Source organism: Parasedimentitalea nitratireducens, from assembly GCF_057444295.1.
Genome location: NZ_JBYAXC010000004.1, coordinates 1 through 16,085 on the forward strand (window position 1 = coordinate 1; position 16,085 = coordinate 16,085).

A 16,085-nucleotide genomic window follows, 5' to 3' on the forward strand; every position below is an offset into this window, starting at 1 on the left:
ATCAAACCAACCAGATGAGCCAAACTTTCTCTTAGTTTAGGCTGCCTTTGGACCCAAAAACTCTGCCGACGCACAGTAACTTGCGAAGACATCGAACAATCCGTCGCCTTCTATGGCGGCGGATTGGGCATGGGAATTGTTCGCCTCGATGATGGACGTGTGGAAGTCATGTTTGGGGCGTGTAAACTTAACCTGCAACCTAAAGGCAAGAGGTATGGACCACTAAAAAATGCAGGCCGCAGATGGTCTGCAAATATTTGCTTTCTCGTAAAACAGGGTATTTCTGATGTAGAAGAGCTATTAATAGCGAGAGGTCTCCGTATAGAAGATGGACCGGTAGAACGGCGCGGTGCGCTTGGGTCCATAACATCCCTGTATTTATACGACCCGGACGACAATCTCGTTGAGATAAGTGAGTACCGGACCAATGCGGAAAAAATTTGACCTTGTGACTCTTGAACTGTTTGTGGCTGTCGCGACATTCAAGAGCATTGCACAAGCAGCGGCTTCAGAGAACATAGCAGCCTCGGCGATCAGCAAGCGGATATCAGATTTTGAAACCCAAGTCGGCACAGCTCTCTTTTATCGTCAACAAAAGGGTGTTGAGCTTACGCCTGCAGGCGAGGAAATGCTGCGGCATGCAAAGGATTTGCAACGTCTGTTAGATCGCATAGACAATCATATGGGGGACTTCGCTGCGGGTCTTCGTGGCACGGTCCGCATCGCGGCAAACACATCGGCAATTACCCAGTTCTTACCCGAAGATCTTGCTCTATTCGTCAGAGAACACCCGGATATGCGTATCGATCTGACGGAACAAACATCCGACGATATCGTTGCTGCCGTTCGCGATGGTATTGCCGATGTGGGGATATTTTCTGGATTGATTCCTGACCCTGAGCTCGATGTCTTTGTTTATCGTCGGGATACACTTGTTGTTGTGACACCCTATGGCCATGCATTGGGACGCGACGGCCCAGTCGCCTTTAGCGAATTTTCAAATCACGATCTTGTTGGCCTTCAAAAAGGCAGTTCGTTGCAAGCCTTCCTAGAGAAACGCGCGGCGGAACAGGGGCTAGAACTTAAAACCAGAGTAGAAGTGCTGAGTTTTGATGGGGTGCGACGCATGGTCGAAGCTGGACTGGGCATTGCCATCCTCCCGTTGGGAGCGGTTGAACCCTATCTTACGCCCGCCAACTTACGCATGGTTCCCGTATCAGATTCCTGGTCAGAGAGAACATTGAAGGTTGCTGTTCGAGATGTGGCCGGACTGGCAAAACCCATAAAAACGCTATTGGCGCACCTCGCCAGTGAATTCTCGGGCGCCATTTAAACAGACATAGGTAATCGCGATGGGCCCCGTCGCCAATCATCATTTGTTCCTCAAATGATCTATCATCTATCCTGACAAAAATTCAGGAGCTTATCACATGAAAATTGATCGAGTGGATCATTTCGTTCTTACCGTTGCCTCCATCGAGGCAACCTGCGATTTCTATTCAAGAGTTTTGGGAATGAAAATTGACGAGTTTGCGGGTGGCAGGAAAGCTCTAACTTTCGGGGCGCAGAAAATTAACTTGCACCAGCGGGGAAAAGAGTTCGAACCGCGGGCACTTTCTCCCACACCGGGCAGCAGCGATTTCTGCCTGATTTCGTCTGTCCCAATTGATGAGGTTGTTGCCCACCTTGAAGTATGTTGCGTTGAAATCGAAGATGGTATTGTACCCCGCACCGGGGCTACCGGACCAATCAAATCGATCTACCTTCGTGATCCGGACCAAAACCTCGTCGAAATTTCTGTCTATGGTTAGTAAGCGTTGCAAAATCACGGCTGGACTCAATCAGTATCATCCAAAATCAAACCCAAGGAGCGTAGGCAGGCCTCTGCCGTGAACGATGCTTTACGTCACATGTTGAGTGGTGACGGCAATCATTTCAAATCAAATACCGCGATTTGGACCCATAAGTGCTGACGTCAGACAAAAGGTTGATCAAGCTGGGCGTCGAGCCGTAACCATCATCAGCACGAGGCGACCTTCAGAAACGGCTTGCATGGAGTTGTTACAGCGCACCGGAATGTCATCAACCATGACCATGAAGCGTTCGAAACAAAGGGCGGGTTCCGGACCTTCGCTGCGGTTAGCTCCAACGGCAACAATGCGCAAGTTGTGTACTTTGCAATGTCGCGGCCATCACCACTGGCAACGGGTGCGACCGGCACATACCTGCCGATCATAACCATTGCGCCAAAGGGCCGGATCGAGCTTATCCAACGTTTTTGGCTTATTCACCTCAGCCAATCCACCGTAGTCATCTAGATCAAATGTTGTGTACTGCTCAGCTTCGCGATCATCGATATGCGCACCCCGCCTTCGCCCTTCCAACGAGGCACCGGAGAACTCGTCTAATCAGTGTCAACGCATCACAAATGGGTTGGCCATAGGGGTATCAGAGGTGCTGATCCAGGTTGTTTTGGTCCTGGTGTAATCTAGAACAGCCTCTATTCCAGCTTCGCGCCCATACCCCGATTGGTTGACGCCGCCAAAAGGAGCGATCGGAGAGACGGCCCGATAGGTGTTGATCCAACAAATACCAGCCTTGAGGCGGGAGGACACGCGGTGGGCGCGGGCAAGGTTTTGAGTGAAAACACCGGAGCCGAGACCAAAAGGGGTACCATTTGCGATTGCGATGGCCTCTTCCTCAGTATCAAAGGGGATCAGCGACATCACCGGGCCAAACATCTCAACCTTGAGCGTTTCGGTCTCCAGATCAGTGCATTCCACAAGGGTCGGGGCCATGTAGTTCCCCGGTTGGTCTAGCGGGGCGCCGCCAAAACGGATACGTGCGCCCTGTGCAACCGCGGTTTCAAGGGTTTCCTCGATCCGGGTGATCTGCGCGGTGGTGCATAATGGCCCGACATGGGTGTCTGCGGCCAGTGGATCGCCGACGGTGATCTGGGCCGCTTTGTCTGCAATCTTTTGGACCAGGTCTTCAAAAACCGGGCGGTGGATCAGGCCACGAGAACCGGCCACGCAGCTTTGCCCAGAGGCGCCAAAATTTCCGGCAATCAAGCCGTTTGCTGCGCCGTCGAGGTCGGCATCCTCAAACACCAGAATTGGCGATTTGCCACCCAGCTCCAGTGTTGTGACAGCAAAGTTTTCTGCCGAATTGCGGACCACGTGGCGTGCTGTGTCTGGCCCGCCGGTAAAGGCAATCCGGTCAACGACTGGATGGCGGGTGAGGGGGATCGCACAGTTTTCGGCGTCTCCGGTGATGACCGAAACCACACCGGGTGGAAATCCAGCCTGCTCACAAAGACGGGCAAACTCAAACATCGGTGCAGGCGCAATTTCTGACGCTTTCAGAACCACTGAACAGCCCGCCGCAAGCGCCGGTCCCAATTTGGTGGCCGTCAGGAACATCTGGGCATTCCACGGAACAATCGCGACAACGACGCCGATGGGTTCGCGTTTGGTAAAAACATGCATGTCCGGTTTGTCGATCGGCAAAACTGCGCCCTCGATTTTGTCTGCAAGCCCACCGTAATAGCGGTAGTAATCCGCGACATAGCGTGTTTGGCCAGAGGTTTCAGCCAGCAGCTTGCCACTGTCGGTGGTTTCAATCCGTCCTATATGCTCGGCATTCTCTTCGATGAGATCCGCCAGCCGGTACAGCAATTTACCGCGTTGGGTTTGGGTCATATCCCGCCAGGTGGGTTCATCCAGAACCCGCCGGGCCGCAGAAATCGCACGTTCGACATCCGCAGGTGCGGCACAGGCAAAGGTTGCCCAGCCGTCCCCGGTTGCAGGATTGTAAGTGGTCATGACCTGACCTGTGCTGCCCTCGGACCATGCACCGTCGATGAAGAGCTGGTAATGTGGATTTTGTTCCATTTTGTCCCTCACTTAAACGCAGGCATGACGTCATTGATGAAGCGCGCCAGTGACTCTCGTTTGCGCTCAAAACTCATGCCGCTGTCGATCCAAAAGGAAAACTCGTCATAGCCCAGGTCCTCGTACCGTTTGATCCGGTCAATGACCTCGGCTGCGGTACCTATGTTCAGATCGCGGCGCATATTGTCCGGTGCCATCATGGTGTTGGCGGCAATTTCTTCGTCTGACAGCGGTTCGATCAGCCCCTGTTTCACCGGGCGTTTGTTCTGGAACCAGGCCCCAAAATAGGAATAGAAGCGCGAAAATTCCTGTGCTGCCTGTGCTACGTCAGCTTCGTCAGCTCCAACAAAAGTGTGTTGCAGCAACATGATCTTCGGGCGTTTTCCACTGTGCGTTTCGCAGGCAGTGTTGAACCTCTGCATCAGAGTTTCAACCTCGGCCATGCCTTGCCACATCGGCGTAACCTGGATGTTGAAGCCGTTTTGCACACCAAATTCGTGGCTGTTGGGGTCTCGTGCGGCAAGCCAAATGGGCGGCCCGTTTTCTTGAAGTGGTTTGGGGGCCGAGGTGGTAGAAGGAAAGCTATAGAACTCTCCATCGTGCGCGCAATCACCGGCCCATAGCTTTTGCAGTAATGGCGTGGATTCACGCATACGCTGCCCAGCTTCCCAGGCATCCATCCCCGGCATCAAGCGTTCATACTCATAGGAATAAGCACCACGTGCGATCCCCAGTTCGATCCGTCCGCCCGTCATCACGTCTGCGGCAGCCGTTTCGCCGGCCAGCTTGATCGGATGCCAGAATGGCGCAATCACCGTTCCTGTGCCCAGTTGTATGTTTTTGGTGTGATGCGCCAGATCAACCAGTGTGAGCAACGGGTTCGGGGCTATGGTAAATTCCATTCCATGGTGTTCGCCGGTCCAAACCGCCCGCATTCCCCCTTCATCCGCCATTTTGCACAGGCTGATGAATTCATTGTGCAGCACATCATGGGGCTGATCCGGGGTGAGGCGTTCCATATGGGCAAAGAGTGAAAACTCCATGGGTCAGATCCTTTCAGAAGAGGGGTGAATGTCGCCGCGCTGTGCGTCGCCGAGGTACAGGGCAAAGCCTCCGGTGCGTGCCTCTAGGGCGAACCGCGCCATCATCTGCGCAATGGCGGGTGAGCTGTAGGCCAGGCCAGGCAGGTCTTGGATAGGCACGACTTGCAGCGTGTCGCCCGACGGGGCAGAGGTACTGGTTGCAAGGAAATAGGCGAAGTGCGTACCTGACTGCCGGTCGTCAAACACTGAATAAGCCTGCTCCAGCCGGAGCTCTATGCCGCGCGCTTCGAGCTCTTCGCATAGATGTCGACGGATCTGGCCCCGATCCGTGCTGGTAATTTGCGGAGGGCGGAACCCCTGCGGTGTCTGTTCCAGCAACACGTGGCCAGCGTCTTTGATAATTGCGCCACAGACTGCTGTTTCCAGCGTATCGTCCAACGCGGCGCGTTCCACTCCAAGGCTGAAATATTGCCCGCCAACGTAGCCAAGTCCGGGTGCGCCCGTGTGGGTATAGCCCTGAACCTGACCAATCAGGATACAGTGATCCCCAGCGGGCAGAATTTGGTGAGTAGTGCAGGAAAACTGAGCAATTGCACCATCTATCAGCGGGACACCATTTGGATCAAGGTGGTGGGCCACCTGTGCAAAACGATCCCCCTTGAAGCTGGAAAACGTGTTCGAGACCTCTTCCTGTCCCTCTGCCAGAACGTTGACTGCAAAATGCGTGCAATTGGCAAAGCTGTCATAGCTCGACAAAAACTTGCCCGGACAGACCAGCAGCAACGGCGGGTCCAGCGAGACCGAGGCAAAGGAATTGGCGGCAAAACCAACAGGTGTCCCGTCTGCGCTGCGCGCGGTCACAACCGTGACCCCGGTCATGAAGCTGCCAAAGGCGGTTCGCAGGGCGCGTGGATCTATTGTGCTCATTGTAAAACCTCCCGTGCAAACTCTTGAAGGGCTGTATTCACCTGTCGTGCGTGGGTCATCGGCATCATGTGGGCCGCGCCGTCGACCACGATGGCTCGGCCACGCGGAGCAAGTGCCGCCATGCTGCGCGACATACACGGGGTTGAGTTTGGTTCTTCGCTGCCGGTGACAAAAAGCGCAGGGCAGGGCAGGGACCTGAGGTGTGCTTCGCTTGGGCCGTCCTCGCTGGCGAAGACCCGATAGGCCATTGCGTACCCAGCAGGGTCGACATCTTGCAGCCAGCTACGGCAGGCTTCCCGTTCAGGTGTCAGCGCAGCCCCGAACCAGCGTTCAAGAGTTGCGCTGGAATCGGGTGTTGCCTGCCCATCAAGGCTTGCCGCCCGTGCCATTACCGCATCCCGCGCAGCAGCTGAGCGCTTGTAAATCGCATTCAGCGCGGCCAAACCGCGTACCCGATCTGGGAAGCGGGACGCCATATCGAGCGCTATCATGGCTCCCATCGAATGGCCGACAACCAGTGCCGCCTCAGGCAGGGCTGAGGCGATGGCATTGCTATAGTCGGCCAATGTCATGTCAGCGTCGGGCACCGGGCTGGCGCCATGTCCGGGCATATCGATGGCCATCACTGTGAATTCGGTTGAAAGGGCGTCGATCTGTCCGCACCAGGCGTCGGCCTGCAAGCCGACCCCGTGGATGAGCACAACCAGCGGGCCGTTGCCCGAGGTGACATAAGACAGATCATCCAGATCAAACCGCTGCTGGGTTGTCGACATCATGTCCCAAATCCTTCAGATCCTGATACCGGTCGCCAATGCGGTGATGCGGGCGGCCTCCTGTTGCGGCACCAAGCACAACAACGATTTCATCGTCGCGTGGCGCGTCAGGGATCGAAAACTGGATCGTCAGGTAATGTGAGCGACGGCCTGCATCATTTTTGTCCATCAGGGGCACCATGATTGGCGCGTTGGCCGGGCCACGGGTGTTGGTGAAGGCCAGATAGGATTTCGCGCTTACCGCTTCGCGATAGTGATTGCCAAACCGAAGTGTATGGATCAGTCCCGAGGCATGCTCAACTTCGCCATTCAACCCCACAACCGCGGCTTTGCCATAGGCTTCGATAGCGTCGCCACCACCTGCCAGACGGATCATCCGGTCGGTCATCATCTCGCCCAGAACCGGTCCATAGGCCTGAATTTCTGGCTTCAGGTCTTCGACAAACCGTCCCGCCCACGGGTTTCGGACCACGGCTGCAACCGCAAACATGCGCCACGGCGTGTCGGTTTTGCGAAAACCTTCAACCAAAACCTCTTCGTCATAGGTCACGATTTTTCGGATGTCGGGGTGCATTATCATTCTCCTGTTCGCTGCTGCGCGACTATCGGATCAGCTTGTTTTTGAGACAAACAAATGATTTATGTGCTAAGGTATTAGCAAGACTAATGGGTGACTTGATCAATGGCCAAATCCCTTCCGCCGCTCACGTGGTTCCGTGCCTTTGAAGCCGCTGCGCGCAACCTGAGTTTTACCGCCGCCGCAGAAGAAATTGGCCTGACGCAATCGGCCGTGAGCCAGCAGGTGAAATCATTGGAAGTTCGGCTTCGTGTTGCGCTGTTTATCCGGCAGGCGCGGGGATTGTCGTTGACCGATGATGGGCGAAGGTTGTTGCCGCAGGTCGCCGCTGCGCTGGACTCGCTTGCCGCTGCAACAGATCCATTTGATGTGGGGACACCAGAAAACTTCCTGACCGTTGCAACATCGGTCAGCATGGCCCAATGGGTCATCGCGCCCTATTTGCCAGATTTCTCCAAGCGACACCCGGACATACATCTGCGGATTCAAAGTGCCACTTGGCCAGACGATTTTCATTCAGCCCAGGCTGATGTGGAAATCCGGTTTGGATCACAAAAACAAGGCGGTAAGAATGCTGAGCTTTTGACACCAAACAGGTTGATTGCCCTCAAGTCGCCCGCGCTTCACGGAGATATCGAGGATCTTCCCCTGATCGAGGCCGTTGGGACATCTGGTGGCTGGAAGGCCTGGGCCGAAACCCATGGTGGTGGGCATCCCCCATCGTTTTTTGTGGACTCTTATGGCATGGCACTGAACCTGGCCGTTCAAGGCAATGGTGTTGCACTCGTCAGCGAACTTCTAGCCGATCATGCTATTCGCACGAACCAACTTGCACGAGCGCATGCAGCTTCAATCCCGGGCAAAGAAGGCTATTACCTGTCGATCGGAGAGGCCTCTCGGCCTGCGGTGTTGTTTCGGGATTGGCTGCTGGAACAGCTTTCTATTTAGGCTCGCCCGATACTAAATTCCCATATTGGTCAATGAATATTTACACTGTTGGCGGCGAATGACCACTCCTCGCCTTTCTTTCTTCAGACGTCTTCCTTGCTGCCCCGCGCACCAATGTCGTAGAAGGGCTGGGAGCCACCACTAGACGAAAACGCACCAAGGTCGGCTGTGGGCCATTCACGTCCCATCTGAGTGAGTTGCGGTCAGGCTTTGCAAATGTCGCTATCGGTGCTTTTCTACCGTTGGGGCTGACCGCAGCGAAGGACCGGTGCCAACGAGCCCATCAAGAGCCAGGGAGTCCGAAGAAAACTAAGGCAATCTCCAGCTTCGACAGTGCTCGGAAATTGCATTGACAGATTGGAGAGCAGAGCTGGCCTAAATAAGGCATTCGTTACGGCTAGTTCAGATAGAGCGGTCTATGCATCCGATGGTCTCAAAAGCACAGGTTAGTCGCTTTGCACAATGCTAATACTGGACACAGCAAGGTCTCCTCAGTGAAGGCTTTTGGCTTTTCGCCTACTGCCTGATGATCTGTCTAGATTGGCAGACCTGCCAACCGGGCGATCAGCTCCAGCGAATTGCGCGCCTCGAATTTTTCCAACAACCGTGCTCGGTGCACTTCGACAGTGCGTGGAGAAATGTCCAAATCTCTTGCGATCTCTTTGCTGGTCAGGCCCTCTGCCATCATCTTAGCGACTTGCCGTTCCCGTGCGGTCATATCTGCTATTGGTCGATGGTCCGAAATATCCGCGAAACTCCATACCGACCGTGCAAAAGGTGTTTGCGGATCCATCGACTGTCCGCGCACCCGGCACCAGAAATGCGCCCCGTCACGGCGACTCATGATCCGTTCGTCTTGATATTCACCAGAGCCATGCATCTTGCGTAGGCCCAGATTGCCAATGCGTTCATATTCTTCGATTGAAGGATAAAGCTTAGATAGGGAATGCCCGTCCAACTCGCCATTCCGATAGCCAAACATCTGAGCGAACCGTGGATTGCTCCGGCGGATCACACGGTTTTCAGCATAGATCAATCCAACTGGTGAATGATCAAAGACAAGAGTTTCGAGATCGTCTTTCATGGAAACCTACGTATTTTCACGGATCATCTTGTCGCACATGCCCCGCTACCCTGCAATCAAAGTAGTGGAGGGATCTATGGACGCAAAGATTGTTGGTTGGGGGCACACCCCCTTTGGCGCGCTGGATATGGGGTTCGAAGAGCTCATACAGACCGCAGCGGCAGAAGCGATAGAGAAAGCCGGAATAGATCCCGCTGAGATCGACGGAATCTGGCTGGGGCATTTCAACAGCGGCATGGTGCCGGATGCCTTTGCCTCCTCTCTGGTTCTGGGCTTGGATGATCGTCTGCGCTTCACCCCCGCAACCCGTGTTGAAAACGCATGTGCCTCTGGCTCGGCAGCGGTCTACGCAGCACGGGATGCAATCCGGGCGGGGTCCGCGCGGACAGTGCTTGTAATCGGTGTGGAAAAGATGACAACGCAGGATACCAAAGGCGTGACCAAAGCGCTCGCTGGGGCCTCTTATCAGGGTGAAGAGGCAGGCGTCAGCTTTCCCCAGATCTTTGGCCGTATTGCCGATGGGTATTTTCAGGCCTTTGGCGATCAATCCGAAACACTGGCCCGGATTGCGGTTAAGAACCACACCAATGCGCTGTCAAACCCGCTGGCGCAGATGCGTCGCGAGGTGAGTTTTGACTTCTGCAACACCCCAAGTGACAAGAACCCCTTGATCGCACCACCACTGCGTCTGACAGATTGCTCGCTAATCTCTGACGGGGCTGCCGCTCTGGTGATGGTGGCAGAGGATCGCGATGGCTTCGAGCATGCTGCAGGGTTTCGTGCGGCCCGTCAGGTCAATGATGTGCTGCCCATGTCTCGCCGTGACATGACGCAATTGGCTGGTGCGGCCCGAGCCTTTGAGCTGGCCTATGAAGAGGCCGGGATCACTGTGAATGACCTTGATCTGGCCGAGGTGCATGACTGTTTCACCATTGCCGAGCTGATGATTTACGAGGCCATGGGTCTGACCCCTGCGGGCCAAGGTTCCAAAGCCGTTACAGCTGGGACAGTGATGGCAGATGGCGCCTTGCCTGTGAACCTCTCTGGCGGGCTGAAAGCCAAGGGGCACCCTGTCGGCGCAACGGGGGTGTCCATGCATGTATTAGCGGCACAGCAAGTGACGGGACAGGCCGGAGCATTGCAAAAACTTGGTGCTGAATTAGCGGCTGTGTTTAATATGGGCGGCTCTGGTGTTGCGAATTACTGTTCGATCTTGGAGCCCCACTCATGAACCCAGCTGAATGGCTGCACCGCACTGCACGGGCGAAAAGGGACAGCCCCGCGCTGTTAACGGGTGAAACGCTCGACTTGGACTACGCCCAATTTCGCGACGCCGCAGCACGCCTTGGTGCGGGTTTGGCGGCGCGTGGCGTGTCCAAAGGCGACAGGGTTGCGATTTATATGGGCAACCGGATTGAGTATCTGATTGCTATGTATGGGGTATGGTTTGCAGGTGCTGCGGCCATTCCGATCAATGCCAAACTGCACCCGAAAGAAGCGGATTGGATCCTTGAAAACGCAGAGGCTACGCTGTGTTTGAGCGACGACAAACTTGGGCCTGACCTCACGACACAGGCGATATGCGTGGACGATCAGGACTGGGCTGCGCTTTTGGCCTCTGATCCGATGACGCGCCCTGTGCCACTCGACAGCAATGACATGATCTGGCTGTTCTACACCTCCGGCACCACCGGTAAGCCCAAGGGTGTGATGATGACTTGTGGCAATGTCGCATCGATGACTTATGGGTATTTCACCGATGTGGATGAAGTCTTTGCCGAGGATGCCATCCTCTATGCCGCGCCTATGTCGCATGGCGCAGGGATCTATAACTTCATGCATGTGATCCGTGGCGCGCGCCATGTGGTCCCTGAAAGTGGTGGGTTTGAACCAGATGAGATCCTGTCATTGGGCAAATCCATTGGCCGCATCTCAATGTTTGCCGCGCCAACCATGGTGCGCCGCCTGGTGGACCACGCCAAAGCGACAGGGCAAATCGGTGAAGGGTTGCGCACTATCAGCTACGCTGGTGGCCCGATGTATGAGGCCGATATCCTTGACGCGGTCGAAACAATGGGCGCGCGATTTGTGCAGATCTATGGTCAAGGCGAATGTCCGATGGGCATCACGGCCCTTACCCGCCATGATGTGGCCGACCGATCCCATCCTCGGTGGCGCGAACGGCTTAACTCCGTAGGCACGGCCCAAAGCGCGGTTCTGGTGCGCATTTTTGATGAAACCGGTCTAGAACTTCCGCCTGGTGAAACTGGCGAGATTGTGGTGCGCGGCGCCACCGTGATGAAGGGCTACTGGCAAAATCCAAAAGCTACGCTGAACACTATCCGTGATAGTTGGTTGTGGACGGGCGACATGGGATCAAAAGACGCAGATGGCTATATCACCCTGCAAGACCGCTCCAAAGATATGATCATCTCAGGTGGGTCAAACATCTATCCCCGCGAGGTGGAGGAGGTGCTGCTCTCGCACCCCGATGTAGCCGAAGTTGCGGTGGTTGGTCGCCCACACGCCGATTGGGGCGAAGAGGTTGTGGCCTTTGTGGTTGGCACGGCCGCTTCCTCCGCGCTCGACCAATTGTGCCTTGACCAGATCGCGCGGTTCAAACGACCCAAAGAGTATATCTATGTGCCGCAATTGCCGAAAAACAATTACGGCAAAGTACTCAAAGTAGACCTTCGTGCTCGTCTACAAGAAGGGACCACCACATGACAAACCTGACAGGGCACACAGCATTGGTCCCCGGTTCCCTTCGAGGGACCGGCTTCGCCATAGCGCTTGCAGGCGCCGGGTCGCGTGTGACGGTTCATTGTTTGGGATCCACCTAGGCCTTCCTGTTTAAATCCAGTTCCGTCCAGAGCCAAGGCTTGACGTTGCTCGCAGCTGTTTGGAACCGTGCCGCTTTTGCCATCCATATCCCAAGGTCGGTGCCAAAATCAGCAAGCCGCTAATTCGGCTGTTTGTTACAGATCAACATGACAACAAACTGTAGCACGGTTACTGCGCCCAGAATGGTTTGGGCGAGAGATATCATTACCGCGATTTGTCTGACGTCAGCACCTATGGGGCCAGATAGCGACATTTAAAAAAGGAGTGTTTCTGGCTCATCGTAACTACCGCGGAGTGGATGATGAGAAAGACAGCAGTACCAATAGAGTGTCCCCGCCCAAAGTAGAGTGTCCCCGCCCAAAGTGTACGCTTAAGAAGTTACCGCATGCAGAGCGGTAGGTTCCAAAAAACTGTCTTTGAGTGGGGAATGAAACCACCGAAATCCCGATTGACATCCAGCTTACCTTCATGCCACAACTTGCCGCGATGGTTCCCGGGCGTACAGCGCATTCCGGGATGAAAAGGGAATATGGTGAGGTGTAGCCAACAGGCGCCAAATCCGTAACTGCCCCCGCAACTGTAAGCGGTGTGCGTCCTCCGTAAGCCACTGGGCCAAAGGTCTGGGAAGGTGGGGAACGCCAACAGCCGCGAGTCAGGAGACCTGCCATCTTGAACGTTAACTCAACCCGGGCGGGGTGTCCCGGATAGGAGGCCAAGATGGCTTTTACGGCATTTGAATGCCCTACATTTAGGTTGACCTGTGCGTACCCCGCGACTTCGCGGAGGGCGATATGCACCGGACTACCACACATAGAATTACCGTCTGCACATCCTGCAAACATACTGGAGAGATCTGTCGTCCCGGCTATGCGTTGATTGACCGGCTGCGTGCCGCAATCGAAGCTGCCGGGGATAGTATTGCCGAAGATTTTGAGATTGCAGGGACAGCCTGTATGGCAGGATGCAGTCGGCCTTGTACCGTGGCGTATCACGCCACACGCAAAGCGTCTTATCTGTTTGGCGACATTGAGCCGGATGAAGATATCGGTGATCTCGTTGAATTTGCCCGTCAATACGCCGTGTTACATGACGGTTGGTGTAGTTCCGTAGACCGACCCGGAAAACTGCGCAAGACGACTCTGGCGCGGATACCCGCAGCTTTAATGGCGATCGAAGCGACGGACCAGGCAGTCTCATGAGCGCAACATCGTTAACACTAGAAGCCGTCACATGGGCGCCGCGTAAACGCGCACCACTGCTGCTAAACGAAATCTCCGTTGCCCTAGAGGCAGGAGAGGTGCTGGGAATTGTAGGCCCTAATGGAGCAGGCAAAACCACGCTTCTGCGGCTTATCTATGGGTTTAATCGGCCGATGAGTGGCAGAATCCTGATTGGTGAGCAGCCGATATCAACTATGCCGCCCCGCGCCCTGGCGCGCAAAGTGGCTGCTGTTTTGCAGGAACAACCGACTGATTTGACACTCTCTGTGCGTGAAATCGTTGCCTTGGGACGTATCCCCCACCGTATGGGGTTCTCTACGTCCGGCCCACGCGATGCAGAGCTGGTCGACGCTGCAATTGATCGTATGGAACTGCATGACTTGGCAGACCGCAGCCTATCAACCCTGTCTGGCGGCGAACGTCAGCGTGTCATGGTTGCCCGGGCACTGGCGCAGGATCCTCAGATATTGGTGCTGGATGAACCCACTAACCATTTGGATATCCGGCATCAACTGGAAGTTTTGCAACTGATCCGCGATCTCGACCTGACGATCGTGACATCCTTGCATGATCTGAACCTGGCGTCTGAGGTCTGTGACCGTGTCCTGGTCCTGAAAAATGGCACTCAGCAAAGCTTTGGCACGCCACAAGAAGCACTGACCGAACAGTTAGTATCTCAGACCTTTGCGGTATTTGCCCAACGAGATGAACTGACCCTGAGCCGCAAGACACACCTAACCTTTCAACTTCCCAACTAAAATCTTGAGGACATTATGAAATACACAACTCTGGCCCTAGGGCTGAGCCTGATCGCGAGTGCAAGCAGTGCAGAAACCACAGTCGATAGCTGCAACCGCCAGGTCACATTTGACACCCCGCCCAAGGCCGCCATATCCAACGATGTGAACCTGACCGAAATGATGCTGGCGCTGGGTTTGGCGGACCGAATGGTCGGCTACACCGGCATCTCTGGCTGGAAAACACTGGACGAAGAGATGCGCGCCGGTGTCGAGGCTTTGCCTGAACTGTCGGCCAAATACCCAACCAAAGAGGTGCTGATCGGCGCTGACGCGGATTTCTACTTTGCCGGCTGGAACTATGGCATGAAGGTCGGCGGCGAAGTGACGCCTGAAACTCTCGCCCCATTCGGAATTGATGTCTATGAGCTGACCGAAAGCTGTATTCACATCGGCGAGAAGCCCAAGGTCAGCATGGACGACATGTACAATGACCTGTTGAACCTTGGTAAGATCTTTGATGTCAAAGCCAAGGCCCAAACCCTCGTTGACGGGTATCAGGCTGAGTTGAGCGCCTTCACCAACGGTCTGGAAACCGGTGATCCACTGCGGGTGTTTGTCTATGACAGCGGCGAAGACACTCCGTTTACAGCCGGTCGTTATGCGATGCCAACCGCGCTGATCGAGGCTGCCGGTGGTCAGAACATTATGGATGACTTTGAGAAAAGCTGGGCTACTGTGACCTGGGAAGCTGTTGTCGAGCGTAACCCCGAAGTGGTGGTCATCGTGAACTACGGCAATGTCACCGCCGAAGAAAAACGTGCATTCATGATGAACAACCCAGCTTTTGCTGAAATGGATGCGGTGAAGAACGACCGTTTCGTCGTGCTGGAGTATGTCGAGGCCACCCCTGGGCCACGCAACATCAAAGCGGTTCAGAAACTGGCTGCTGGGTTCTGGGGCAACTAATATGGGCCAAGGGCAACGCCACACATTTCCGTTGGGACTGACCATCGTTCTGAGCCTTTTGGCGCTTGCGTTGTCCTTGTCCGTTGCAATCTCGGTGGGCGCGGTGTCTGTGCCCATCGAAACCGTCTGGGGTATTTTTTTCGACAAGATTGGAATGGGGTGGAGCGAGCCTAATTGGTCCAAAGGCCGCGCTGCCATCGTCTGGGACATCCGATTTCCGCGCGCATTATTGGCGGTTCTGGTTGGCGCGGGGCTTGCTATGGTTGGGGCGTCGTTGCAAGCAGTCACGCGCAACCCACTGGCTGATCCCCATCTTTTGGGCATTTCTTCGGGTGCAGCCTTTGGTGCAATCTTGGCACTGTTGCACACAGGATTGTTTTTGGGACTGCTGACGGTACCAGTTCTCGCCTTTCTGGGGGCGCTTGCAGCGACTGCCTTAGTATTGGTCGTGTCGCGTTTTGCTGACGCCACCAGCGCCGACCGCCTGGTTCTAACCGGCGTCGCTGTGTCTTTTGTCATTATGGCTGGTGCAAATGTTCTTATTTTCCTAGGCGATCCACGGGCTACGCATACGGTGATTTTTTGGATGCTAGGCGGACTGGGCTTGGCCCAATGGTCCCATCTGATCTATCCGCTAGCCGTTTTGCTGCCTTGTGCGCTTTGGCTGCTGGCCCAAGCGACGAGGCTCAATGCTATGACCATCGGTGACGAAACAGCTGCGACGTTAGGAATTCCCGTGACCCGGTTCCGACTTGCTACCTTTGTGATCGGCGCATCGATTACTGGCGTGATGGTCGCCTTTTCCGGCATGATTGGATTTGTGGGCCTTATGGTGCCGCACATCGTGCGCCTGATTACCGGCGGCGACTATTTGCGAGTTCTGCCGGTTTCGGCCTTGTTCGGAGGCATATTCCTATTGTGGGCTGATATTGCTGCACGCACCTTGATGGCCCCAGAGGACATGCCTATTGGCATCGTAACAGGGCTTGTCGGAGGAATGTTCTTTATCGCGATACTAGGGCGCAAGTGACGCGAAGACGAGCTATGTAGCGACGATGGTGAGTGACGGT

16 protein-coding genes, 1 pseudogene and 1 riboswitch are annotated in these 16,085 nt (G+C 55.1%); of the genes and pseudogenes, 10 read left to right on the forward strand and 7 right to left on the reverse strand.

From position 1 onward, the window contains the following. Positions 1-129 precede the first annotated feature (129 nt). The 3 genes from AC2T28_RS13560 (at position 130) to AC2T28_RS13570 (ending at position 1,811) form a co-directional block, all read left to right on the forward strand. A complete protein-coding gene (locus tag AC2T28_RS13560; protein WP_486748941.1) occupies positions 130-444 on the forward strand; it encodes a VOC family protein in 315 nt (104 codons plus the stop codon). Next, positions 428-1,333: a LysR family transcriptional regulator gene (locus AC2T28_RS13565; RefSeq protein WP_486748940.1), complete on the forward strand. Its 906-nt coding sequence runs from the start codon at positions 428-430 to the stop codon at positions 1,331-1,333. Before AC2T28_RS13560 ends, AC2T28_RS13565 begins: the two co-directional genes overlap by 17 nt. Positions 1,334-1,430: 97 nt before the next feature. Next, entirely contained in the window at positions 1,431-1,811 is a 381-nt protein-coding gene (locus AC2T28_RS13570; protein ID WP_486748939.1) for a VOC family protein, read from the forward strand. A 603-nt stretch (positions 1,812-2,414) separates the two neighbouring features. Here AC2T28_RS13570 and AC2T28_RS13575 read toward each other — a convergent pair. The 5 genes from AC2T28_RS13575 to AC2T28_RS13595 are packed head-to-tail and all read right to left on the reverse strand — an operon-like array spanning position 2,415 to position 7,210. Next, positions 2,415-3,893, reverse strand: coding sequence for an aldehyde dehydrogenase (locus AC2T28_RS13575; protein WP_486748938.1), 1,479 nt, complete (start codon positions 3,891-3,893; stop codon positions 2,415-2,417). An 8-nt stretch (positions 3,894-3,901) separates the two neighbouring features. After that, positions 3,902-4,936: an LLM class flavin-dependent oxidoreductase gene (locus tag AC2T28_RS13580; RefSeq protein ID WP_486748937.1), complete on the reverse strand. Its 1,035-nt coding sequence runs from the start codon at positions 4,934-4,936 to the stop codon at positions 3,902-3,904. 3 nt (positions 4,937-4,939) lie between these two features. Next, positions 4,940-5,863: a flavin reductase family protein gene (locus AC2T28_RS13585; RefSeq protein WP_486748936.1), complete on the reverse strand. Its 924-nt coding sequence runs from the start codon at positions 5,861-5,863 to the stop codon at positions 4,940-4,942. Continuing rightward, positions 5,860-6,639 (reverse strand): alpha/beta fold hydrolase, encoded by a 780-nt coding sequence (locus tag AC2T28_RS13590; RefSeq protein ID WP_486748935.1) that lies wholly within the window; start codon positions 6,637-6,639, stop codon positions 5,860-5,862. The genes AC2T28_RS13585 and AC2T28_RS13590 overlap by 4 nt, the downstream gene beginning before the upstream one ends. Then, on the reverse strand, positions 6,611-7,210 hold the full coding sequence (locus AC2T28_RS13595) for an amino acid synthesis family protein (RefSeq protein ID WP_486748934.1): 600 nt from the start codon (positions 7,208-7,210) through the stop codon (positions 6,611-6,613). Before AC2T28_RS13595 ends, AC2T28_RS13590 begins: the two co-directional genes overlap by 29 nt. Before the next feature lie 108 nt (positions 7,211-7,318). Here AC2T28_RS13595 and AC2T28_RS13600 point away from each other — a divergent pair, with 108 nt between their 5' ends. Beyond that, positions 7,319-8,161, forward strand: a complete 843-nt coding sequence (locus tag AC2T28_RS13600) for a LysR family transcriptional regulator (protein ID WP_486748933.1) — start codon at positions 7,319-7,321, stop codon at positions 8,159-8,161. A gap of 535 nt (positions 8,162-8,696) precedes the next feature. Here the strand turns inward: AC2T28_RS13600 and AC2T28_RS13605 are convergent. Beyond that, positions 8,697-9,245, reverse strand: a complete 549-nt coding sequence (locus AC2T28_RS13605; RefSeq protein WP_486748932.1) for a response regulator transcription factor — start codon at positions 9,243-9,245, stop codon at positions 8,697-8,699. Between the two features lie 76 nt (positions 9,246-9,321). On the opposite strand from AC2T28_RS13605, the gene AC2T28_RS13610 reads away from it, so the two are divergent. Continuing rightward, positions 9,322-10,476, forward strand: a complete 1,155-nt coding sequence (locus AC2T28_RS13610) for an acetyl-CoA acetyltransferase (RefSeq protein ID WP_486748931.1) — start codon at positions 9,322-9,324, stop codon at positions 10,474-10,476. Next, positions 10,473-11,972 carry a class I adenylate-forming enzyme family protein gene (locus AC2T28_RS13615; protein WP_486748930.1) on the forward strand — a complete coding sequence of 500 codons (1,500 nt, stop codon included), beginning with the start codon at positions 10,473-10,475 and terminating at the stop codon, positions 11,970-11,972. Before AC2T28_RS13610 ends, AC2T28_RS13615 begins: the two co-directional genes overlap by 4 nt. Positions 11,973-12,084: 112 nt before the next feature. Here AC2T28_RS13615 and AC2T28_RS13620 read toward each other — a convergent pair. Next, positions 12,085-12,303: pseudogene (locus AC2T28_RS13620) on the reverse strand (DUF4389 domain-containing protein); the annotation flags it as partial. Positions 12,304-12,559: 256 nt separating this feature from the next. After that, a riboswitch (cobalamin riboswitch) is annotated at positions 12,560-12,772 on the forward strand. A 108-nt stretch (positions 12,773-12,880) separates the two neighbouring features. Between AC2T28_RS13620 and AC2T28_RS13625 the strand changes: the two are divergent. From AC2T28_RS13625 to AC2T28_RS13640, 4 genes are read left to right on the forward strand one after another with little or no spacing between them, the layout of a single operon-like run. Next, a complete protein-coding gene (locus AC2T28_RS13625; RefSeq protein WP_486748929.1) occupies positions 12,881-13,288 on the forward strand; it encodes a DUF1636 family protein in 408 nt (135 codons plus the stop codon). After that, positions 13,285-14,067, forward strand: coding sequence for an ABC transporter ATP-binding protein (locus tag AC2T28_RS13630; protein WP_486748928.1), 783 nt, complete (start codon positions 13,285-13,287; stop codon positions 14,065-14,067). The genes AC2T28_RS13625 and AC2T28_RS13630 overlap by 4 nt, the downstream gene beginning before the upstream one ends. A 15-nt stretch (positions 14,068-14,082) precedes the next feature. Next, complete coding sequence (locus tag AC2T28_RS13635; RefSeq protein WP_486748927.1) at positions 14,083-15,015, forward strand: ABC transporter substrate-binding protein; 933 nt, start codon at positions 14,083-14,085, stop codon at positions 15,013-15,015. Position 15,016: 1 nt separating this feature from the next. Beyond that, positions 15,017-16,045, forward strand: a complete 1,029-nt coding sequence (locus AC2T28_RS13640) for a FecCD family ABC transporter permease (RefSeq protein ID WP_486748926.1) — start codon at positions 15,017-15,019, stop codon at positions 16,043-16,045. Positions 16,046-16,085 lie beyond the last annotated feature (40 nt).